The organism is Paenibacillus sp. J22P277 (genome assembly GCF_059383675.1).
Window position 1 is genome coordinate 439,425 of the sequence record NZ_JBXENS010000003.1, and the last position, 17,508, is coordinate 456,932.

General features: G+C 59.9%; 17 protein-coding genes. 3 read left to right on the forward strand and 14 right to left on the reverse strand.

The window, feature by feature from the left end; genetic code table 11:
• Window positions 1–107 precede the first annotated feature (107 nt).
• Entirely contained in the window at window positions 108–1,109 is a 1,002-nt protein-coding gene (locus AC50YL_RS10980) for a YpdA family putative bacillithiol disulfide reductase (RefSeq protein WP_494832536.1), read from the forward strand.
• Window positions 1,110–1,177: 68 nt separating this feature from the next.
• Here the strand turns inward: AC50YL_RS10980 and AC50YL_RS10985 are convergent, their stop codons facing one another.
• From AC50YL_RS10985 to AC50YL_RS11040, 12 genes are all read right to left on the reverse strand, one after another.
• Complete coding sequence (locus AC50YL_RS10985; RefSeq protein ID WP_494831857.1) at window positions 1,178–1,708, reverse strand: hypothetical protein; 531 nt, start codon at window positions 1,706–1,708, stop codon at window positions 1,178–1,180.
• Between the two features lie 30 nt (window positions 1,709–1,738).
• A complete protein-coding gene (locus AC50YL_RS10990; protein ID WP_494831858.1) occupies window positions 1,739–2,026 on the reverse strand; it encodes a hypothetical protein in 288 nt (95 codons plus the stop codon).
• A 110-nt stretch (window positions 2,027–2,136) separates the two neighbouring features.
• A complete protein-coding gene (locus AC50YL_RS10995) occupies window positions 2,137–4,443 on the reverse strand; it encodes a thiamine pyrophosphate-dependent enzyme (RefSeq protein WP_494831859.1) in 2,307 nt (768 codons plus the stop codon).
• Between the two features lie 38 nt (window positions 4,444–4,481).
• Complete coding sequence (locus AC50YL_RS11000) at window positions 4,482–5,492, reverse strand: 2-oxoacid:acceptor oxidoreductase family protein (RefSeq protein ID WP_494831860.1); 1,011 nt, start codon at window positions 5,490–5,492, stop codon at window positions 4,482–4,484.
• A 214-nt stretch (window positions 5,493–5,706) separates the two neighbouring features.
• Window positions 5,707–6,627 carry a polysaccharide deacetylase family protein gene (locus AC50YL_RS11005; RefSeq protein WP_494831861.1) on the reverse strand — a complete coding sequence of 307 codons (921 nt, stop codon included), beginning with the start codon at window positions 6,625–6,627 and terminating at the stop codon, window positions 5,707–5,709.
• Window positions 6,628–6,762: 135 nt separating this feature from the next.
• Window positions 6,763–7,791 (reverse strand): phosphotransferase, encoded by a 1,029-nt coding sequence (locus AC50YL_RS11010; protein ID WP_494831863.1) that lies wholly within the window; start codon window positions 7,789–7,791, stop codon window positions 6,763–6,765.
• Between the two features lie 19 nt (window positions 7,792–7,810).
• Complete coding sequence (locus AC50YL_RS11015; RefSeq protein WP_494831865.1) at window positions 7,811–8,473, reverse strand: MOSC domain-containing protein; 663 nt, start codon at window positions 8,471–8,473, stop codon at window positions 7,811–7,813.
• Between the two features lie 259 nt (window positions 8,474–8,732).
• The gene (locus AC50YL_RS11020; protein WP_494831867.1) at window positions 8,733–10,439 is read right to left on the reverse strand and encodes an APC family permease; all 1,707 of its coding nucleotides are present in this window, start codon (window positions 10,437–10,439) and stop codon (window positions 8,733–8,735) included.
• Window positions 10,440–10,748: 309 nt separating this feature from the next.
• A complete protein-coding gene (locus tag AC50YL_RS11025) occupies window positions 10,749–11,318 on the reverse strand; it encodes a response regulator (protein WP_494831869.1) in 570 nt (189 codons plus the stop codon).
• Window positions 11,319–11,337: 19 nt separating this feature from the next.
• Window positions 11,338–11,952 (reverse strand): DUF3298 and DUF4163 domain-containing protein, encoded by a 615-nt coding sequence (locus AC50YL_RS11030; protein ID WP_494831875.1) that lies wholly within the window; start codon window positions 11,950–11,952, stop codon window positions 11,338–11,340.
• Window positions 11,953–12,038: 86 nt separating this feature from the next.
• The gene (locus AC50YL_RS11035) at window positions 12,039–12,575 is read right to left on the reverse strand and encodes a GNAT family N-acetyltransferase (protein ID WP_494831877.1); all 537 of its coding nucleotides are present in this window, start codon (window positions 12,573–12,575) and stop codon (window positions 12,039–12,041) included.
• Window positions 12,572–13,297, reverse strand: a complete 726-nt coding sequence (locus AC50YL_RS11040) for a phosphonate ABC transporter ATP-binding protein (protein WP_494832538.1) — start codon at window positions 13,295–13,297, stop codon at window positions 12,572–12,574. The genes AC50YL_RS11035 and AC50YL_RS11040 overlap by 4 nt, the downstream gene beginning before the upstream one ends.
• Before the next feature lie 170 nt (window positions 13,298–13,467).
• Between AC50YL_RS11040 and AC50YL_RS11045 the strand changes: the two genes are divergently transcribed.
• Entirely contained in the window at window positions 13,468–13,689 is a 222-nt protein-coding gene (locus AC50YL_RS11045) for a hypothetical protein (RefSeq protein ID WP_161741908.1), read from the forward strand.
• 101 nt (window positions 13,690–13,790) lie between these two features.
• Here the strand turns inward: AC50YL_RS11045 and AC50YL_RS11050 are convergent, their stop codons facing one another.
• Complete coding sequence (locus AC50YL_RS11050) at window positions 13,791–13,928, reverse strand: hypothetical protein (RefSeq protein ID WP_494831878.1); 138 nt, start codon at window positions 13,926–13,928, stop codon at window positions 13,791–13,793.
• A gap of 124 nt (window positions 13,929–14,052) precedes the next feature.
• On the opposite strand from AC50YL_RS11050, the gene AC50YL_RS11055 reads away from it, so the two are divergent.
• On the forward strand, window positions 14,053–14,826 hold the full coding sequence (locus AC50YL_RS11055) for an HAD family hydrolase (RefSeq protein ID WP_494831879.1): 774 nt from the start codon (window positions 14,053–14,055) through the stop codon (window positions 14,824–14,826).
• A gap of 97 nt (window positions 14,827–14,923) precedes the next feature.
• Here AC50YL_RS11055 and AC50YL_RS11060 read toward each other — a convergent pair whose 3' ends face one another.
• Window positions 14,924–17,488 carry a DNA topoisomerase 3 gene (locus AC50YL_RS11060; RefSeq protein WP_494832540.1) on the reverse strand — a complete coding sequence of 855 codons (2,565 nt, stop codon included), beginning with the start codon at window positions 17,486–17,488 and terminating at the stop codon, window positions 14,924–14,926.
• Window positions 17,489–17,508 lie beyond the last annotated feature (20 nt).

Sequence of the window (17,508 nt, forward strand, 5' to 3'; positions counted from 1 at the left end):
CCCGGCGCCGAGCGGCCTTCGAGCGCCGGGCCGCGAGGATATGTTAGAATAATAGATATTCCCGTCGTTGGCCTCAAATGAATATTGGAGTTGATATTGTTATGCGCATGCCTGACGAGCGCGTCATCATCATCGGAGCCGGTCCCTGCGGGCTCGCCGCGGCGATCGAGCTGCAAGCGATCGGTCTCGAACCGCTCATCGTCGAGAAACGGAACGTCGTCCATTCCATCTCGCAATACCCGACTTACATGAACTTCTTCAGCACGCCGGTCAATCTCGAAATCGCCGACGTCCCGTTCACGACGGCGAACGAGAAGCCGTCGCGACTGGAAGCGCTCAACTATTACCGCAGCATCGCGCTGCGGCGGAACGTGCGCATCCACGCCTACGAGACGGTCGAAGCCGTCGAGCGCCAGCCGGACGGCGCCTTCCTCCTGCGCAGCCGCGACCGCTTCGGCGAAGCCCGGCAATACCGCGCGGGCACCGTCATCGTGGCGACAGGTTATTTCGATCACCCCAACGTACTGGGCATTCCGGGCGAAGAGATGGACAAGGTCACCCATTTCTTCCGCGAAGCGCATCCGTACACCGGCATGAAGGTCGCCATCATCGGCGGGAGCAACTCGGCCATCGACGCGGCGCTCGAGCTGGAACGCGTCGGCGCGGAGGTCACCGTCGTCTACCGCGGCGAGCAGTACTCTTCGAGCATCAAGCCCTGGGTTCGTCCGATATTCGAAGGCCTCGTGAACAAAGGGCGGATCGGCATGCGCCTCGGATCCCGGGTCGTGCGGATCGGCCCGCGCAGCGTCACGATCGAGCGCGCGGGAGAACGCGAGGAGCTGGCGAACGATTTCGTGCTGGCGCTGACCGGCTTCCATCCCGACCGCGCGTTCTTGAACGCCGCCGGCGTGACGATGGAGGAGGAAGGCTTCCCGACCTTCGACGACGAGACGATGGAGAGCAACGTCCCGGGCATCTACTTGGCCGGCGTCGTCGCCTCGCGCTACGAAGCGAACGAAATCTTCATCGAATCCGGCCGTTTCCACGGACGCAAGATCGCCGCGCATCTGATCCGCTCGGGCAAAGTCCCCTCCCGTTCGCAAGCATAAAGGCTTTGATTCCGGCGCCGTCCTTCGGCTGCGGGAATCAAAGCCTTTTGGGTGCCCCGCGCCGGGCGCTACAGGCTCGCGATCGGCCGGATGCCGTCGGTGTCCGCGCCCGTGCAGGCAATGACGGTCGCGATCTTCTGCAGCCGGATGTACTCGTTGTTCGCCAGCTCCGTCCGGAAGTACGCGAACATATACGCCGCCTCGATAAAGGCAAGGCCCGGGTAAACGGCGATATTTTGATTGGAATACGGATTGTCGAGCAGCACCTGCCACTCCCCTTCGCGGTCCCGTCTCGGAACGTCCCGAAAAATCTCGGCCTTCATGCGGACGATGCCGCCGTATTCGCGCCATATGTACGTCCAAGACGGGCTGATCCGCCCCGGCTCCGGGACGGCTTCCATCGCGCGCGCGAGCAGGGATGCGGCCGTGTCGCAATCCGCCTCCTCGAAAGTCCGGAGATAGTGCCGAAATTCATCGAGAAATCGCCTCATCGGCGTGAAGCCCGCCTGCCGCAGCGTTTCCCCGAGCGTCTCGACGTCGGCCGCCGAACGCAGTTCCCGCAAACGCGCGAAATAATCCTCCTGATCAGCTGCTTGCATGGTTTTCCCGACCTCCCGCAGTTATGCGCTCTAGCTTCTGATGACGGTGACCGTGCCGTCGGATTGGAGAAGCAGCCTGCGTCCGCGGTCGTTGTTGAGCTTGACGTTGAACAGCTTGAGCCGCTCCTCCCTGACCTCGAGCGCGTCCCAGCCGGAATCGTCCTCGTATCCGGCCAGCGCCAGCGCCGATGCGGACTCCTCCTCCGCCTTCTCGTTATCGTCCCACCAGAGCGCGCCATAATATGCGAAATCGTACACGTTCTTCAACATGCCGCATGCGATCTCCCCGGAGATCCGGTGACGCAAAACGGTTGGCATGCGAGGCCACTCCTTTCATCGGGAATCGTCCGATCCCCGCGTCTAGCGCGGCTACAACGAAACAAGGCCCGGCACTTGCGCCGCCGCGCCTTGTTCGTGTTACGAGCCGTTTAGAGATACATATTCTCGTGTTTCGCCTTCAGCCGCAGCCAGCGGCGTTCCACTTCGTCCTCGAACGACTTGAGCGCTTCGGCGTATTCCGGACGGGTCATGTGCTTCGTCTTGCCCATGTTCTTGAGCCAGTCGCCGAGCGGGATGCGCTTGCCTTTTTCTTCGGGATTGAAGGTGATCGTCGTGACGCCCTCTTCCACCTCGTACATCGGGAAGAAGCAGGTGTTGACGGCTTCGTCGATCAAGGTTTGCCCGATCTTCTCCTCGGACAGCCAGTTAAGCGGACAGGAAATGAGAATCTTCCCGTAGACGAGACCGACGTTCTGCGCGTAGTACTGGGCTTTCGCCGCTTTGCGAAGCAGATCCTGCGGCAGCGATTCCGAGCCGGTGAACACGTACGGGATGTTCGTGGCCGCCATGATTTGCGCCGTGTCCTTGTGATGGAACAGCTTGCCGCCTTGATGCTTGCCGACGTTGGACGTCGATGTGCGGTGGCCGAGCGGCGTCGAGTACGACAGCTGCGCCCCCGTGTTCATGTAGCCTTCGTTATCGTACTCGAGAATGATCATCTTGTGGTTGCGCAGCGCGCTGCCGATCGCCGGCCCCATGCCGATGTCCATGCCGCCGTCGCCGGTGATCATCACGAACGTGAAATCGTCCTTCAGGCCGTATTGGTCCAGCTCGCCGCGGCGCTTGCGCTCCCAGAACATCTCGACGACGCCGGACAAGGTGGCCGCGCCGTTCTGGAACAGATTGTGGATGTAAGTCGCCTTATGCGAGGAATACGGAAAGCCCGTCGTGACGACCATCGCGCAGCCCGTTTGATAAAGCGCCACGATATCGCCCTCGATGCCCTTGAAGAACAACTCGAGCCCGGAGAAAATGCCGCAGCCCGGGCATGCGCCGTGACCAGGCGCCAGCCGTTTCGGCTTCTTCGTCAGCTGGCGGACCGGCGGCACCTTGACCTTCAGCTTGCCGGTCGCCTCGTCGCGGTCGACCGTGATCAGGCCGGTCTTCAGGTCCTCGTAACGAAGCGGTTCGAGCACGCGCTTCGGCGCCTTGTCGGGGTCGCCCGGCGTATGGCCCCAATAATCGAACGGCACGTCGACCTTGCCGGCGTTCGCGGCTTCGATGGCAAGCTCGAACAGATGATGGCCGTCCTCGGCATAGAAATCCTTGCCGCCGAGACCGTAAATCCGGCTGATGACGAGCGTATCCTTCGCGCCGTGCGTGAACAGCGCCGCCTTGATCTCGTTCGTCATGTTGCCGCCATGTCCGCCGTAGGAATCGGCGCGGTCGCCGATCGTGACGGCTTTGACGCCGCGAAGAGCCTCCGCGATCTCCTTCGCCGGGAACGGGCGAATGATGTTCGGCGCGACCGAGCCGGCCTTGATGCCTTTGGCGCGCAGCTGGTCGACCACGTCCTTGATGATCTCGGAAGCCGAGTTCATCAGGAACACCGCCACCTCGGCGTCATCCATCCGGTACTGATCGAGAATCGGATAGTCGCGGCCGGTCAGCGCGGCGTATTCCTGGCGGATCCGGTCGAATACTTCCGAAGCCTTATACATGGCTATGGATTGCTGGTAGCAGTTGTTGATATAGTCGGGCTCGTTCATGTACGGGCCGACGGTGATCGGATTGTTGCGGTCGAGCACGTGCTTGAACCCTTCCGGAGAGTGCTCTCCGACGAACGCATGCACGTCCGCGCGGTGCGCGAACGTCTGCACGCGCCGCTTCTGGTGGGACGTGAAGTAGCCGTCGGACGCCACGAGCACCGGCAGCCTGACCTCCGGATCCTCCGCGAGCTTCAGCGCGATGATGTTCATGTCGTACACCGCCTGAGGGTCGCGGCACATCAATATCGGCCAGCCGGTATTGAGGGCGAAGTACAGGTCGGAGTGATCGCCGTGAATGTCCAGCGGTCCCGACACGGACCGGCACACCAGGTTCATGACCATCGGAAAGCGCGTCCCCGACTGGACCGGCATTTGCTCCAGCATGTACAGGTAGCCGTTCGAGCTCGTCGCGTTGAACACCCGGCCGCCGGCGGCCGAAGCGCCGTAGCAGATCCCCGCGGAACCATGCTCGCCGTCGGCCGGTATGAGCTTGATGTCGTGCTGGCCGTTCGCTTTCATGAGATCGAGGAACTGCGCGACCTCCGTCGACGGCGATATCGGAAAATAACCCATGACGTGGTAATTGATTTGATGCGCCGCATAGGCGGCCATTTCATTGCCCGACTCGTACACCATTCGCTGCTCGACCGTACCCGTGCTCACTTCTTTGTTGATATCGATGGCCATGTGAAAGCTCCTCTCTTTCGTGCGCGGAAAACACGACGTTAATTCGCTGATGCCCAATTAAATCTGTGCGCGACCCGGTGATCGTCGCCGTAGCCGTCCGTTTCGCGTTCGGAAGCGAGCGCTTCGGTCGGACAGGCGACGACGCATTTCAAGCAACCCTTGCAATATTGATAATCGATGCCCTGCAGGAACATCTGCGGGCGGCCCTTCTTGTCCGGCTGTTCGTCCCAGACGAAGCAGAAATCCGGGCAGGCCGTGTCGCAGGCCGCGCAGTGGATGCATTTTTCCTCGTCGAAATGCGGCATCATGCCTTGGCGCGAGATGCTCAGATCCTTCAGCACGCTGTTGCCGGGGTTGACGATCATGCCCCCGATCGGCTGCGTCTGGTAGCCGAGGGCGGGAATGTCCCAGCGCGTCGGTTGCGGCATCGCGATTCCTTCGGGCAGCGCGAACGTCTGGAATTGCACCTCGTCGTAGCCGCGCTGGAACGTGCGCAGCGCCGGATCGACCGCCTGCGGGTATTTCTTCTCCAGCGATTTGCGGATAATGCCCTTCATATGTTCGAAATCCAGGAAGTCGCAAAGCCGGAACAAGCCTCCGAGCATCGCCATGTTGACGCGGTTGTTTTCTTCGAGCGCGATCCCTGTCGCGTCGACGACGGCAAGGGTCCCCGCGGACAGCTTGATTTTCTCCTTCAGCTGCTCCGTCGTTTTGGAGGAATTGACCAAGACGACGCTGTCCGCGTAGATCCCGCTGATGACATTGACCGTCTTGGACAGGTTTTCGTGGAAAACGCCGACGATATGCGGACGCTCGACCGGCGTCGTATCGCGGATATTCGTCTCCAGGTCGCAAAACCGGATATGCGCCTTGACCGGCGAACCCTTCTTCTCCGACCCGTAAGAAGAGAAGCTCACGCCATTGAAACCGCTTCCAACTACGCCCGCCTCAGCTAACATTTTCCCCGCCAGGTTGGCCCCCAGCCCGCCGATCGATTCCAGTCGAATTTCAAAGAATCCCAGGTCATTCTGCTTTGGAAGTATTGCCACTTGCTCCACTCCCTTCCCGAATTAACTGAATACTTTTTATTTTCACAACAGTCAGTATATCACTAGTACGGGACGGCGAATAGCGTTTATTTCCAGAACAGGGAATGAAAAAGAGTAATACAGCCAATTTGTTCGGCCTTCTGTGATAGTACAGCTTGTCCGCGGCCGGGGAACAAGGCTGGAACAGCGGCGTTCCGCCTTGTCGATCCGCGCGTTACGGCGTACTGCGCTTGCGTTGATGCTGTCTTAGTTCGCGCCAGCCGATTGGGATGATGCTTTCTTGCCGAAGCGCCTCCTGCACCTCCGCGTCGCGGAAAATATCCAGCTCCATTCCCCGGCGAAGCGGTTCGCCGTGGAAGGCGGCCAGCTCGTCGGTGACGAAGGACGGATGGATGATGATCTCCGTCACCCCCGGCTTCAACCGTTTGATGAGCGCGATCATCTGCGCTTTGAACTGCGCGTAGGTTTCCTTGGGGGCGGAGCGAAACGGCAGGCCCACGAGATAGTCCAGCACCAGGACGCCTTTGCTCGCGGCCGCTTCGGCCTGCTTCATGGCCTGGCCCGCGAGCTCGGGCGGCGCCGGCAGGCCGCTTTCGAGCAGCAGGTATCGCGGCAGCCGGAACGGCAGGCCGTAATGGGCGCAGGCGTCGAACGTCTCGCTCAGGAAATCCCTTCCCGTCTGGAGGCCGTACAGGCTGCCCATGTGGTTGTCGGCATGCGTGACGTCGATGCCGAGCGTCAGCGCCATTTCGATCTGCGCGACGATTTCCTGCTTCACCTGCGCGGCTTCCGCGCGCCGCTCGAACGTCTTGGCGTCCTTGTGAAAATAACTTTCCGCCGTCGTCAACGATTGCGTCGGGCCGCCGCGGTACACCGGCCCCCATTTCATCGCGTCCCATTCGCTCGTGAACGTCAGATGCACCCCGACGTCGAGCCGGGAATGCGATGCGCTCCACTGCGCGGCTTCCCGCGCCCACGCGCAGGGCATCATGATCGTGGCGGACGACACCGTCCGTTCCTCCATCAGTTTCTGAATCCCGCCATTGGTCGAATGGCACACCCCGAAATCGTCCGCGTTAATGATCAAGAGGCGGTCCTTCGGCCCGTAGCCGAGTTGCTCGGCCGTGCTTTTCATCCACGCATTCCCCTCCTGCGGCGCCTCCGGGAGCGGGGGCGCGTTAAGCTTCATCATGTAACATTTATATGACAAAAGCCCGGCGGATCATTCTTTATCGCAAAGAATGATCCGCCGGGCTTGGCCGCAGCGCGCTTAGATGGCAGTCTGCCGCTCGGCCATCGCCGCGAACAGGACGTCCAATCGCGGACGATGGCGGTCGATCCATCCGCATGCGAACGATACGCGCTCGGTCTCTTGCAGCCAGACGCGCTCGGGATCCAAGCCTTCGGCCAGCCGTCCCGCGAAATGCAGCCAGACGTCCATCATGCGCAGCTGCATCAGGTCGGGCAGCAGCCGGATCTCTTCCGCGCCCAGCCTTGCTTTCGACCCGTAGCCGCGGCAAAACCGCCTCATCCGATTCAGCGCCAGCGCATCGTCCTCGCCGGGAAATTCGGCCAGCACGACCGCCGGCTCCATGGCCCTGGCATCGACCGCGCAGAACTCGAAGTCCAGCAGACCCGCGATCGCATCGCCGTCCGCAAGCGCGTTCGCGAATACGATATCGCCGTGAATCCACTGCTGCGGGAGCGCCTTGAACCGCTCGGTTAATGCCGTTAACCGTCGTCTCGTTTCCAGCAGCGACGCTGCCTTTGCGGCGTGTTCCGCCAGCTTGGGCGACGATTCGCACAGCGCCTTGACCGCCGCTTCGTTCATCGCGGCATGCGTTTCCTCGAAGTCATAGTAAGGCTTATACGCCGGCGCCACATGCGCATCCGGGTTCAATGAAGCAAGCGCGAGCGTCAATTCGCCCGCCGCCCGGCCCAAGCCCTCGACATGCGCGCCGGATTCGGGAGAAGGACGCCGACCGGCGATGTAGCCGAATACCGCGGCGAGCTTGCCGTCCGGCGCTTCCGTGATCGTCGCGCCGTCCCGGTTGGATACGGGCGCCGGGACTCGAAAGGAGAGTCCCGCCCGCTGCAGCGCCGACAGTATCGCATGCTCGGCGCCCGCGATCGCGCGGTCGCGGTGATTGTCGTAGACGCGGAGCACGTACCGCTCATCGCCGGCATAGATCATCCGCGTCGTATTGTTCATGCCCGTTTCTTCCCGTTCGATGCGCAGCGGCTCCCGCAACGAATAATGGCCGGCGATAGCGGCAAAATCGCTTGTCTGTCCCGTCATCTCGAACCGCCATCCTCCTTCATCCGGCCTCGCCGTCCAGCCTGGACAATCGTTTGCCGAGCGTGTGCCGCCAGCTCTCGGAAAGCTCGGGCACGCCGAGCAGCTTGACGATTCCGTCGCGGTCCCGCTGATCCCGGTGCATGACGCGGTTCGCTTCCGCCACGCTGACGCCCGCTTCATGGCGCTGCCGCAGCGTCAATAGATCCCCCTGCGCGACGGCCCCTTCCTCCAGCACCCGGAAATAAAACCCCGTAAACCCGGTCTCCTGCACGTCCAGCTGCAGCGATGGCAAACCGTGCTTCATGCCGAGCTTGTAACACGGCTGCCGCGGCTGGCTGACCTGCAGCAGGGCTTGTCCGACGGCAACGACGTCGCCGATGCACAGCGAATGCTCCGTCAGCGCCGACACGGTAAAATTCTCGCCGAAGTCGCCCGCCGATACGGGACGCCCCCATTGCTCCGCCCAATAGGGAAAATGGACGGCGCTGTAGACGCATACCGCTTTATCGACGCCGCCGTGGTACACGAGATCGCCCTGCGCGTCGCCGGTCAGGCCCGTCGCGCTCAAGTCGAGCGAACCGTCGAACGGCTTTTTGTTGATGCCCGTGATGACTTCCTTTTTGCCGAACGGCACCGTTTCCAGCTTGGATACATTGAGCGATAATAACGTTCCGAGTTCCATTTCCCGACCTCCGGCTGTGCGTTTTATTACCGAAATTATACGCGCTGCGCTTAGGGTTGGCAACGTTTAACGGCATCAAGGCGTGATCGGCCTGCGCGAACAGCCAGGATGCTACAGTAAGTGTCGAATGCCCGCTGATTGTGTTGCTTTCTGCGCTTCCCCGGGAAATGATCGCGCGGCGCGGACGACTATTTCCCCGCCGGATGCCTTTCATTTCCCGTCCCTCCGACGCTGCCGCGAGCCGCAGGCGGCAAATCCATCATTGTGGAAATTTTCTTTCTATTCTGATACATTCGTCGATCGTTCGTCTGCTGAAGCGCATCGAGCCCACGATCTTGACGGGCGTTTTTCGTCTCAGGCTGCGCTGCGTCCTTTCGACGACGACCGCTGCCGCGAGCAGGCATGAGGCCAGGACTATGAGCGCGATCGGTTTCAAAAGGACGACCGCGAGCAGCGCGCTTCCCCCGAGCCAGCAGACCGTGACCGTGTCGATGCCGGTTCCGTACTTCCCCAAGGCCCACGGTCCGTTCAGCTTGTTTCGCTTTCGGGATCCCGGCTGTCCTCTTATCCCTCTGACGGTCGCATAGGCTTCCCTCAGCTTCCCGCCGACCGGGATGGCATAGGCCGCGTGCACGGCCGCGATGCTGATCAAGATCAGCTGAACGATCAGCGCTGGAAGCGAGGCGGGCGAAGCCGCGATCGCCAGCAGCAACGCGATGCCTCCCGTCCCGATCGTTACCGTCAGCAGCGCGACAACCGGCGAGCGGTACTGCTCGGAGACGGCTGCCAGTTTGCCGGCTGCGGGCACCGACTCGTCCCGCGCCATCGCGAAGAGCGTTCTCGACGCGGACGCCATCGTCGACATGCCGTTCGCCCATGCGAGCAGCGCGGCGAGGACGAAGAACAGCACCGAGCCTGCGGCTCCCCATTTGTCCCATACGTCGACCAGCCAATCGCCGATACCCGGCAAAGCCGTCAAACCCTCCGCTCCGGTTTTGGCATGAACGGCGATGAACGCGAACAGGATAAAGCCGAAGATCGCCAGCGCGGCGGCGGACAAATAAATCGACCAAGGCACGGTGATGCGCGGATCTCTCGTCTCTTCCCCGGACTGCGCGCCTTCGCCGATGCCGAGAAACATCCGCTGCAGCAGCATCAGTCCCAGAAACCACGACGCGTCGCTCCCGGCGGCCCCTTGCAGCGGGTTCCACTCCATCGCCGTGTAGGTCAGAATTTGAAACGGATACTCGCCCGGCCAGGCCACGGCGGCGAGGATCGCGATGATACCGACGAACAGCAGCAGTTGAAAGCCGGCCGTCCAGAAGTGAAGCCGGCCCAGCGCGCGGAAGGCCCTCGCGTTAACCGCCGCCTGCGTAACGAACAGCATGACCAGCACGATATAAAATAAACCCGTACCGCCGGTATAGCCCAGATGCCGTTCGATGTTCCGGCACATCCAGTCCGCGAGCCAGAGATTCATGGTCATGAGCATCGCGCCAGATCCGAGGAGATGCAGCCAGCCGGACCATAACCCGGACCGCCGCCCTCCCGAAGCCAGCGCCCAATGGTAACAGCCTCCCGCCGTCGGCACCGCGGAGGCGAACGCCGCGACGGAACAGGCCGTGAGCAAGCCGAACAAGCCGAGCACGGGCCATCCGAACCCGATGATCGCCGGCCCGCCGGACGCGATGGCCGGCCCGAGCAGAAACACGGCGCCCCCGATCAGCGACAAGGACGAGAACGACAATCCGAACGACGACAGTCCGCCCATATGCCTCGTCAGCTGTTGCGCGAAGCCCAAGCCGTTCAAATCGTGTTTGTCGCGCATATAGCGCACGTAAGCGGTATGCTCAAGCAGCGGCTGGTGCAGCGACTGCTTCATATTCCCTTCCGCGACCCGCGCCAAGAAGAGCGACAGCCCGCATACCGCGGCAAAAACCGCGCAACCCATCCACAGCAGAATCATGCCGGCACCCCCTATTTGACTTTATGAGGCGTCCGAATCCCTCAGCACACGCATCGGGAAAAAGCCCCCGATGACTTTCCCGGTACCTTCGCCGGAAGCCGCGGATCGAGCGACGCCGCGCTTATTGGCCGAGAGCCACGGATCGAGCGACGACCGCTAGCGCGCTTCGTTCTCCCGCGCGGCGCCCGTGCTGCCATGCCGCGGGCCGACAGAACCAATCGCAGATCCGATCGGGCACCTCTCCCTGCCATAAAAAAACGCCGGCAGAAGCTCTGCCAGCGGAGTATGCGGATCGTGAAGCCGGGCGGATCAGGACACTTCCCCTTCTTTGTATTTCACCTTCTTCAGGCTGTTCATAACATGTTTCTTCACGTTTTGGAGATCGAACGGCTTCATGAAGTACGTCTTGACCCCGAGCAGCTCGGCTTCGGCCAGCTGCTCCGGACTTCCGAAGCCCGTCATCAACGCCACGGAGACGGAATCGTTGATTCGGCGCATGCCCTTCAACGCTTCGATGCCGCTCATATCCGGCAATTTCAAATCCAGCAGCACGTAGTCGACGCAGTGCTTTCGTACTGCCTCGATCGCCGAACCGCCGTCGGGCGCTTCGATCACCGTGACCCCGTCCTGCTCGAGCAGCTCCCTCAGCATCATGCGGATCAACGGCTGATCGTCCACGATAAGCACGGTTCCGGGGCAAGCGCCGAACGCTTGGCCGTCTCCCGCGTCGTCTTCGGCTTGTTCTTCCCACGGCTTGATGCGTAATGGCGGGATCGGCTCATGCTTGACCAGAACCGGCTTGCTGTTCTCGCGCTGTCGCTGCCTCCGATAGAAAAAAGCGCCGATACAGACAAGCAGCACAATGAGAACATAAATCATAGGAATCTCCTTCTGTCGGTTAATCGTTCACGTCCATCCTGCCGAGCGGTCCGTTCGGATTGACGATGTCGCTCAGGTCGTATACGGAAATCGGAAAATACGGGAAGCCGTAAGCGTAAGGCGTAATTTCGTAAAGCGCGAAGTAAATGACCAAGGAACGGTCCGCGATGTAGAACGGTTGATCCGGACGGATCGTCTTGAACGGCTCGAATGTCTCGATCTGCCGTTCCGCGATCTGAGCCCGGATTAGATCGGACAATCGCTTCGCGTAATCGCTTCCCGGCTTGAACAGCTCCGCGAGGGTATAGAGCTTCCCCGTTCCCGAATCGAACGTGAGCGACTCCTGAAGCGTCAAGCCGTGCGCTCCGCCGGTATACGCATAGTTGAAGAGGGAAAGGCTGAGCACGTTCTTTTCGTTCGTCTTGATCTCGAAATAACCGATCATCTCCGCCCGCGGATCGGTCAGCGCGCCTTGGTCCTGAACGAGCTGGCGCTCGGTCTGGCGGATTTTGTTGTTGATCGCGTTGCGCGCCGTATTATGAAGACCGTTCACAACAGGCACATAGAGCTCGGCTTTCGGGAACGCCACCCGCGAGGATTGGATGACGGCCGGGGACTGGAATTGAAACGCCATGACGGAACACCTGCCTATTTAGGTTGATGTTCCATTCTATGCCGCATTCCCGCCGCCATTGACATCCGTATTCGTTCGCGTGCCGGTTATGCCAGCCGAAGCTTCATTTCATGCCACCGGATGCCGCCGTGTTCGGAAGCCGATCGTCCCGCGTATTGGAAGCCGAGCCTCTCGTAAAAGCCGATCAGATGCTCTTCGCACATGAGCACGGCCGCTTCCAGCCTATCGGACGCCGCCCGGCGGATAAGCGCTTCCATGAGCGCTTGTCCGATGCCGCGCCTCCTGTGCCCGATGTCTACAGCCACGGACAGCACGCAGAGGAACGGTCCGTCCGATTCGGCGCCGTGCGCGCCTTTGACATGATCCGAATCGCTGCTTTCCTCGGCCGTCCGCACGCCGCAAGCGAGGCCGATCAACGCGCCGTTCTCCCAAGCGGACCAGAAATAGCCCGGGAAATGTTGCTGCCGAAAAGCGAAGGCGTCCCGGCTTGCCGCAGCCTCCGGCGGATAACAAGCCAGCTCGAGCGCATGCGCCGCATCCAGCTCGTTCGCCCGGATGAGCCGCAATCCGATCGGATGCGCAGATTCGTTTTCGTTCGCATGACGGTCGGAGTTCGCGGTCACAACAGGTTTTTCTCCCTTTCCGTCATTCTACGGCCTTTGATGTCGAGCACGATCTCGCCGTTGTTCAAGCCGATGATGCGGTCCGCGAACCGTTCGGCCCAATCCCCTTGGTGCATGACGGCTACGACGGACACGTCCTGGATCCGGCACATTCTCTTGAGGTCCGAGAGGACCTGCTCGGCCGCATGCGGATCGAGACCCGACACGGGCTCGTCGACCAGCAGCGTCTTAGCCCCGTGCGCGAGCGCCCTCGCCATCGCGATGCGCTGCTTCTCGCCGCCACTTAGCTTGTCGCCTTTCTGGTGGGCTTTGTCGAGGAGGCCCATCTTCTCGATCATGTCCATCGCGCCCATGTAATCGTCGTTGCGGACCATGCCGGACATCCTGCGCCAGAACGGCGTTTGGCCAACGGCGCCGATCAGCACGTTCTTGAGCGCCGTCCGGTTGCCGTAGAGCGTCGGCTTCTCTTCCAGGTAAGCGATCTCACGCCGGACTTTCAAACGGCCTTGGATGCCCTTGCCGAAGATATCGACGCCGTCGACGACGTACGAACCGCCCGTCCACTTCTCCTTCAGCGCCAAGCATTTCAAAAGCATGGATTTGCCGCTCCCGCTCGCGCCTTTGACGGCGATGAACTCGCCGGGTTCTATATTGAACGTCACGCCGGAGAGAACCTTGGGCCCGCCCGGAATTTGTTTCGATAACTGCGATATTCTGATCATCATTGGTTCTCCTTGTCCGCTTGAATAGCGCTCGTCTGCGTCAATATGCATTTCCTATTAATCTAGTGTAAGGGAAAAAAATAATAGTTTCCATACGAACAAATGTTTGCTATAATAAAAACAAGAACAAATGTTCTAATCTCCCTTTAACCGTTAGGAGGCTACCCATCATGACAAACTGTGAAAACTATCGTTTTATCGAGACGCATCGACCTTTCCGGGATCTTACCTTCAAGTTTTATTCCAACGGCTCGTTGACCATTATCGACAACAGTGAGGATGCGGTCATAAGCCCCCGCGAATTGAAGGGCGCCAGCTATGATTTCTACGTCCGGAAGCGGCTCGCTTTCATCAAACAAGACCTTACCGCCAAGTTGAACAAATATGCGTAATGTCCTATCCCCCGGGTCGCCATATGCCAGCCTGTTTCCTCGTGAATACCGCTGACATATGGACGCCCCAAATCTTCCGATGACTATTTCTCGATGATGATTTAAGGCAGCTGTTTGTTAATGCCGTTTAAGCTTGCCGGCCTGTTCGCCGCTTTTTCCGGCTTAAGGCTTACATAATACTCTTTCATCCCAGGCTCACCGTCATTGCGGTTTCGCTTGCCGTTCTTATTCAGTGCCACACCTCATCACCTCCGGCTACAGTATTTGTAAATCATCCCAGCGGTATACGATTTGACGGCGAATCCCAAGATGCGGTAGATTGAATCTACAGCGAAATCATCCGGGGAAGGAGCCGTGCCTAAGATGAAACAAACCATTCTATTCGATCTCGATGATACGCTTATTTACTGCAACAAGTATTTCTTCTTCGTCGTGGAACAATTTACGGATTGCATGATGGATTGGTTCCGGGGATATGGAGTCACGCCCGAGGAAATCCGCGACATGCAGACGGAAATCGATATTGCCGGCGTGCATGTCGAAGGATTCAAGAGCGATCATTTCCCGCAGTCGTTCATTGAAACCTACCGTCATTTTTCCAATCTGCTGGGCCGTTCCACTTCCGCGGCCGAAGAGGATTTCTTATGGAAGCTAGGGCACAGCGTATATGATTTTCAAGCGGAGCCCTACCCGAATATGGAGGAAACGCTTTACGAGCTCTCTTCCCAGGGTCACGAGCTGCACCTGTATACGGGCGGCGAGCTGCTCATTCAGCGCAAAAAAATCGACCAAATGCAACTGGACCGTTATTTTGGTCCACGTATTTACGTACGTTCCAAGAAGAACACCGAAGCGATGGAAGGCATCCTGCAGGAAGGGAACTTCGATCGGACATCGACCTGGATGATCGGCAACTCGATTCGCACCGACGTCATTCCCGCCTTGACGACCGGTATCAACGCGATCCATATGAAAACGGACGCGGAATGGGTCTATAATATCGTCGGGATCGACGTTGAACCGAAAGGCGCGTTCCTCACGTTGAACCAGCTCTCCGAAATTCCGGGCAGCATCCAGAACTACGTTGTCGCGCAGTTTTCGCGATCTACCGATACGGAGCGAACGCGCCTGACTTAAATCAGTGCCCATGTTCACCCTTGAAGCCAAATAAGCTTTCGGCAGCTGCCATGTGACAGCCGCCGAAAGCTTATTTTTATTATTCATTCTTACCAGGTCAGGTTGACTGTTGGAATGCGATCGTTCCGGTCAGTGGGTCGGTCAACCGCCATTTGCCCGATACGGTCGTACCATCTCCCAGCTTGAACGTCGATTTCCGCGATTCGCCGCTCTCCGCCAGCGCTTTCGCCATGGCGGGCGTAATGGTTTTCCCCAGTTGTTCCTTCCAGATCACGAAGGTACAGCCTTCCCTGAACCGCAGGCATCCGTAGCCGCGTTTGCCTTCGATCAATTGTCCGCCGCAGCCCGGACGCGGACATGCCGCGAACGTACCGCGCGGAGCCGCTTGTCGGGTCGTGCCTTGTTGGGTCGTGACTGGTCGAGTCGAGATCGACTTCTCGCTTCGACTGTTTACCGTCGCGGTCGCCTTCTCGCTCCGGCTGCTTCCGGTCACGGACGGCTTCTCGCTTCGGCTGTTTACCGTCGCGGACGGCTTCTCGCTCCCCGCGCGAGATGAGGAGCTTCTCGAAGCGGCAGCGCGCGCTCCGGAACCGCTGCTTGCCGACCGGTTCGGTCCATCAGCCGTAGACGCGGTTCTCGGCGATCTCGTTCCGGCTGCGGCGGCGGACTTGGACCTCGCGCCGCTGCGTTCGGCGGAAGCGCCAGCTTTTCGCGGCGACGCATCCTTGCGCGCGGTTGTCTTCGAAGCGCGCCCCTTCACTTTGGCTCCGCTTTTGCCGCCGGATTCCGGTTCATCGAATAAGTTGGCCGCCGCCTGCTGCTGCAGCTTCACTTTCGCCACGATCATCTCCGCGAACTGCTTCACCTTCGCGATGAACTGTTCATCCGATGCTTCTCCTTTGGAGATTTGATGGAGGCGCTGCTCCCAGCGGCCCGTCATCTCCGGCGAAGCCAGCAGCTCGACGCCGGCGCCGCGTATCAGCTCGATGGCCGTGCAGCCTTTGATCGTAATATCGAGCCGCTTCCCCGCGGTCGTGATATAGCCGACCTGCTTCAGCCGTTCGATCGTGGCCGCCCGCGTGGCCGGCGTTCCGAGTCCCGTCTGCTTCATGGCATCGCGGAGCTCTTCGTCCTCGATGGATTTGCCGGCGCTCTCCATCGCCTTCAGGAGCGTACCCTCCGTATAAGGGTTCGGCGGTTTTGTTTCCTTCTCTACGGCGGCCGCATTGTCGCAATGAACCGGCTGGTCGGCATTCACGGAGAACGGTCGATCCGTCTCGACCAAATCATCCTCGCCATCATCCGCCGCGTCCGCGGACTTTTTCTTGCCTTTGCCTTTTGCCTTTGCCGCGCTTCCTTCCGTTTGATCCAGCACGACGCGCCAACCGATGTCGAGCTGCTCCTTGGCCCGCGTACGGAACGACTCGCCTTCGACCTCCGTGATCACTTCGTGATTGTTATACACCGCAGGCGGATAGTAGTGCGACAGGAACCGCCGCACGATCATATCGTATATATGCTGTTCCTCGGTGCTCAGCGTCCCCGGCTTCTTGGGCGTCGGCAAGATCGCGTGATGGTCTTCGACTTTGGCCGGATTGCAGACCGCCCGGTTTCCTTTGTGCACGCGGCTGCGGTCGGCACCGTTGGCAAGGTCCGCGTACGACGTCCCTTTGAGCATTTGCAGGACATTGCCCATGACGGGGATGTTCTCTTCCGTAACGTAGTTGGAGCTTGTCCGCGGATACGAGATGACTTTGTGCTTCTCGTAGAGCGCCTGCGCGATATCCAGCGTCTTCTTGGCCGGATAACCGTATCTGCCGTTCGCTTCGCGCTGCAGCAGAGTCAGATCATAGAGGCGGTACGGATATTCCTTGGACTCGTTCACGGTGTAGCTGACGATGCGCCCGGGCTTGCCTTTCACTTTGGCGGCGAGCGCCTCCGCCTCTTCGCGCTTCGTAATGCGGTCGCCCTGCCAGATCCCCTTATAATCGAAATCCTGCTGGCTGAACGCCGCCTGTACGATGAAGAATGTCTCGCTGTTGAAGGCCGTGATTTCCTTATGCCGATCGTAGAGCAGCGCCAGCACCGGCGTCTGCACGCGCCCGACGGACAGCAACGCCTTGTGCCGGATCGTAAAGGCGCGAGACGCATTCATACCGACCAGCCAGTCCGCTTCGCTCCTAGCGCGCGCTGCACGCGTCAGATCGTCGTATTCGGCGTCGCTGCGAAGTCCGTCGAAACCGCGGCGGATCGTTTCCGGCGTCAGGTCGGATATCCACAACCGGTCCGTCGGCTGCGGCAGCTTCAAATACTGCCGAATGAGATGGAAAATAAGCTGGCCTTCGCGCCCGGCATCGCATGCATTGACCAGCCGGCCGCAGCGTTTCGACAGATCGCCGATGATCGTCAGCTGATCCTTCGTCCGCGCGTTCGGCCAAAGCTTGAATCGATCGGGGATGATGGGCAGGTCAGCCTCGTTCCAACGTTTGTATTTCGGGTCGTATTGATCCGGTTCGGCCAAGCTGACCAGATGACCGATCGCCCACGTAATAATGTAGCGCTCGCCTTCCAAATACGTGCGTTTGTTTTGCGCCTTCGGTTCCAAGACGGCGGCAATCGTCCGGCCCATATCGGGTTTTTCCGCAATGATTAATGTTTTCAGGACCATCCCTCTTCTTTACC